Origin of the sequence: Sphingomonas sp. FUKUSWIS1, from assembly GCF_000733135.1 — a bacterium.
GTDB classification, from domain to species: Bacteria; Pseudomonadota; Alphaproteobacteria; order Sphingomonadales; family Sphingomonadaceae; genus Sphingomonas; species Sphingomonas aerolata.
Genome location: NZ_JPJC01000148.1, coordinates 1 through 2,933, shown reverse-complemented (window position 1 = coordinate 2,933; position 2,933 = coordinate 1). Strand labels below are relative to the sequence as shown.

Annotated in this window: 3 protein-coding genes and 1 pseudogene; 3 read left to right on the top strand and 1 reads right to left on the bottom strand. The window is 67.6% G+C overall.

The window, feature by feature from the left end:
* From sphsw_RS20885 to hslU, 3 genes and pseudogenes are all read left to right on the top strand, one after another.
* A pseudogene (locus sphsw_RS20885) lies at positions 1-106 on the top strand (3TM-type holin); the annotation flags it as partial.
* A gap of 212 nt (positions 107-318) precedes the next feature.
* Positions 319-861 carry an ATP-dependent protease subunit HslV gene (gene hslV, locus sphsw_RS09995; RefSeq protein ID WP_081874259.1) on the top strand — a complete coding sequence of 181 codons (543 nt, stop codon included), beginning with the start codon at positions 319-321 and terminating at the stop codon, positions 859-861.
* Positions 862-985: 124 nt separating this feature from the next.
* On the top strand, positions 986-2,281 hold the full coding sequence (gene hslU / locus sphsw_RS09990; protein ID WP_031393589.1) for an ATP-dependent protease ATPase subunit HslU: 1,296 nt from the start codon (positions 986-988) through the stop codon (positions 2,279-2,281).
* A 248-nt stretch (positions 2,282-2,529) separates the two neighbouring features.
* On the opposite strand, the gene sphsw_RS09985 is transcribed toward hslU, so the two are convergent.
* Positions 2,530-2,796 (bottom strand): hypothetical protein, encoded by a 267-nt coding sequence (locus sphsw_RS09985; RefSeq protein ID WP_031440492.1) that lies wholly within the window; start codon positions 2,794-2,796, stop codon positions 2,530-2,532.
* Between the last annotated feature and the right edge of the window lie 137 nt (positions 2,797-2,933).

The following is a 2,933-nucleotide window of genomic DNA, read 5'->3' as shown; positions in this document are numbered from 1 at the left end:
GGGCGTGGGGGCGTATCTGGGGGCGATCCCCGAGCCGCTCTACGCGCTCTTCGGGACGGGGTATCTGGGGTATACCGCGGCGCGTGAGTGGGGGAAGCGGCGGTGAGCGGGACTGGTATCGGAGCGGCGCGCGTGGCGTTCGGGGCTCTGGATCCTGACGTTCGTCAGGATGACGTAAAGGGGGAAGGTAACCGGGAAGCTGACAGGGAAGACGAGCGGGAGGGTGAGGGGGTGGTGCAGGGGGTCGGTGCAACGGACCGTTGCGTGGTCGAAAGCGCACCCTACATCGCGGTCATGAGTGCAAATGATCCCCACGCCATGCCGGTCTGGCACGGCACCACCATCCTTTCGGTCCGGCGCGGCGGCAAGGTCGTCGTGATCGGCGACGGCCAGGTCTCGATGGGCCAGACGGTCATGAAACCCAATGCGCGCAAGGTGCGGCGGCTCGGCGACGGGTCGGTGATCGGCGGGTTCGCCGGCGCGACCGCGGATGCCTTCACGCTGTTCGAACGGCTCGAACGCAAGCTGGAGCAGCATCAGGGGCAGTTGCTCCGGGCCGCGGTCGAGCTCGCCAAGGACTGGCGGACCGACAAGTTCCTGCGCAACCTCGAGGCGATGATGATCGTCGCGGACAAGGACGTGACGCTGATCCTGACGGGCAATGGCGACGTGCTCGAGCCCGAGAACGGCGTCGCGGCGATCGGATCGGGCGGCAACTATGCGCTCGCCGCGGCGCGCGCGCTGGTCGAATATGAGAGCGATGCCGAGGTGCTGTGCCGCAAGGCGATGGGAATCGCGAGCGAGCTCTGCGTGTACACCAATGACCGGCTGACCGTGGAGTCGATGGACTCGACCAGCTGAAGACCCGGAAGCCCCTCTCCTTCAGGGGAGGGGTTGGGGTGGGGGGCTTCATCAAGCGCTCCGCCCGCGGATAGTCCCCACCCCCAACCCCTCCCCTGAAGGGGAGGGGCGAAGAAGAGTGATCATGAACGACCAGCTTACCCCCAAGGCAATCGTCGCCGCGCTTGACGCGCATATCATCGGCCAGGCCGCGGCCAAGCGCGCGGTCGCGGTGGCGATGCGCAACCGGTGGCGGCGCCAGCAGCTCAGCGAGGATCTGCGCGACGAGGTGACGCCGAAGAACATCCTGATGATCGGGCCGACCGGCTGCGGCAAGACCGAGATCAGCCGGCGGCTGGCGAAGCTCGCCGATGCGCCGTTCGTCAAGGTCGAGGCGACCAAGTTCACCGAGGTCGGCTATGTCGGCCGCGACGTCGAGCAGATCGCGCGCGACCTGGTCGAGGAGGCGATCCGGCTGGAGAAGGAACGCCGGCGGATCGCGGTGAAGGACAAGGCGGAGGAGGCGGCGATGGGCCGGCTGCTCGACGCGCTGGTCGGCAAGGATTCGAGCACCGCGACGCGCGAGAGCTTCAAGCAGCGGTTCCTCGACGGGCATCTGAACGCCGCCGAGGTCGAGATCGAGGTCGAGCAGACGCCGACCACGCCGTTCGAGATCCCCGGCGGCGCGCCGCAGATGATCAACATCGGCGAGATGATGAAGTCGCTGGGCGGCGGGCAGCAATTGAAGCGCCGCAAGCTGACGGTGACCGCGGCGTGGGACAAGCTGGTCGAGGAAGAGGCGGACAAGCGGCTCGACCAGGACGAGGTGAGTCGCGTCGCGCTGGCGGATGCCGAGGCGAACGGGATCGTGTTCCTCGACGAGATCGACAAGATCGCGGTCAGCGACGGGCGCGGCGGATCGGTGAGCCGCGAGGGCGTTCAGCGCGACCTGTTGCCGCTGATCGAGGGGACGACGGTCGCGACCAAATACGGACCGATGAAGACGGACCATATCCTGTTCATCGCGAGCGGGGCGTTCCATGTCGCCAAGCCGAGCGATTTGCTGCCCGAGTTGCAGGGGCGTCTGCCGATCCGGGTCGAGCTGAAGGGCCTGACCGAGGGGGATTTCGTCGCGATCCTGTCGGATACCAAGGCGTCGCTGCCGCTGCAGTACAAGGCGCTGATCGCCACGGAAGGCGTCGAGATCCGCTTCACCGAGGACGGCATCGCCGCGGTCGCGCGGATCGCCGCGGAGGTGAATGCCGAGGTCGAGAATATCGGCGCGCGGCGGTTGCAGACGGTGATGGAGAAGCTGCTCGAGGACGTCAGCTACAATGCCGAGGATCGCGGCGGGTCCAGCGTGGTGATCGACGGGGCGTATGTCGACAGCCAGCTGAAGGAGATTGCGCGGAATACGGATCTTAGCCGGTTCGTGCTTTAGTCTGGGGGTTTTCGGGTGCGTACGGGGGCGGGGGTGCCATTGCGCTCTCACGCTCCGTTCGTGCTGAGCGAAGTCGAAGCACTTGGGGCCGGCCCTTCGACTTCGCTCAGGGCGAACGGATGGGGGGGCGGTTCCCGCCCTCTTCGTCATCCTGGGCTTGACCCAGGACCCAGAGTTACGGGCGGGGTCGCTTTTGGCTCTGGGTCCTGACTTTCGTCAGGATGACGAGGGGGAGTGAGGGGCGTCGGCTACAGCACCACCGTCTGCGGGCGGGCGGCCTTGAGCGCGGCGAGGACCATGGTTTCCCAGATGGCGGGGTCGCCGGCGGCGGCCATGGTCTGGTCGGGTTCGCGCAAGGTGCGCAGGACCGCGAGCGCGTCGGGGAGATAGTCGGTCCAGGCTTCGTCGATCAGGCGCGACGCGGAGGCGGTGTCGCCGCCGGCATTGGCGCTGATCCGCTGGCCCGCCAGGACGCGGGCGATGCGTTCGGCGATCGGGGTATTCGAGACGTCCATCAGTCTTCTCCTCGCAGGTCTGCCTATAGCAAACCCGCGAGGCAAAGACATGGGGCCTTAGCGTGCCGAGCTGGGGCCGGCGCCGCGGCCCTGGCCGCCGGGGCGACCGCCACCGGCGGGGCGACCACCGCCCTGGC

Bases quoted from the DNA above. Each gene is read 5' to 3' on its own strand.
- sphsw_RS09985 (WP_031440492.1), bottom strand. From the start codon at position 2,796: ATGGACGTCTCGAATACCCCGATCGCCGAACGCATCGCCCGCGTCCTG.
- hslV (WP_081874259.1), top strand. From the start codon at position 319: ATGCCGGTCTGGCACGGCACCACCATCCTTTCGGTCCGGCGCGGCGGC.
- hslU (WP_031393589.1), top strand. From the start codon at position 986: ATGAACGACCAGCTTACCCCCAAGGCAATCGTCGCCGCGCTTGACGCG.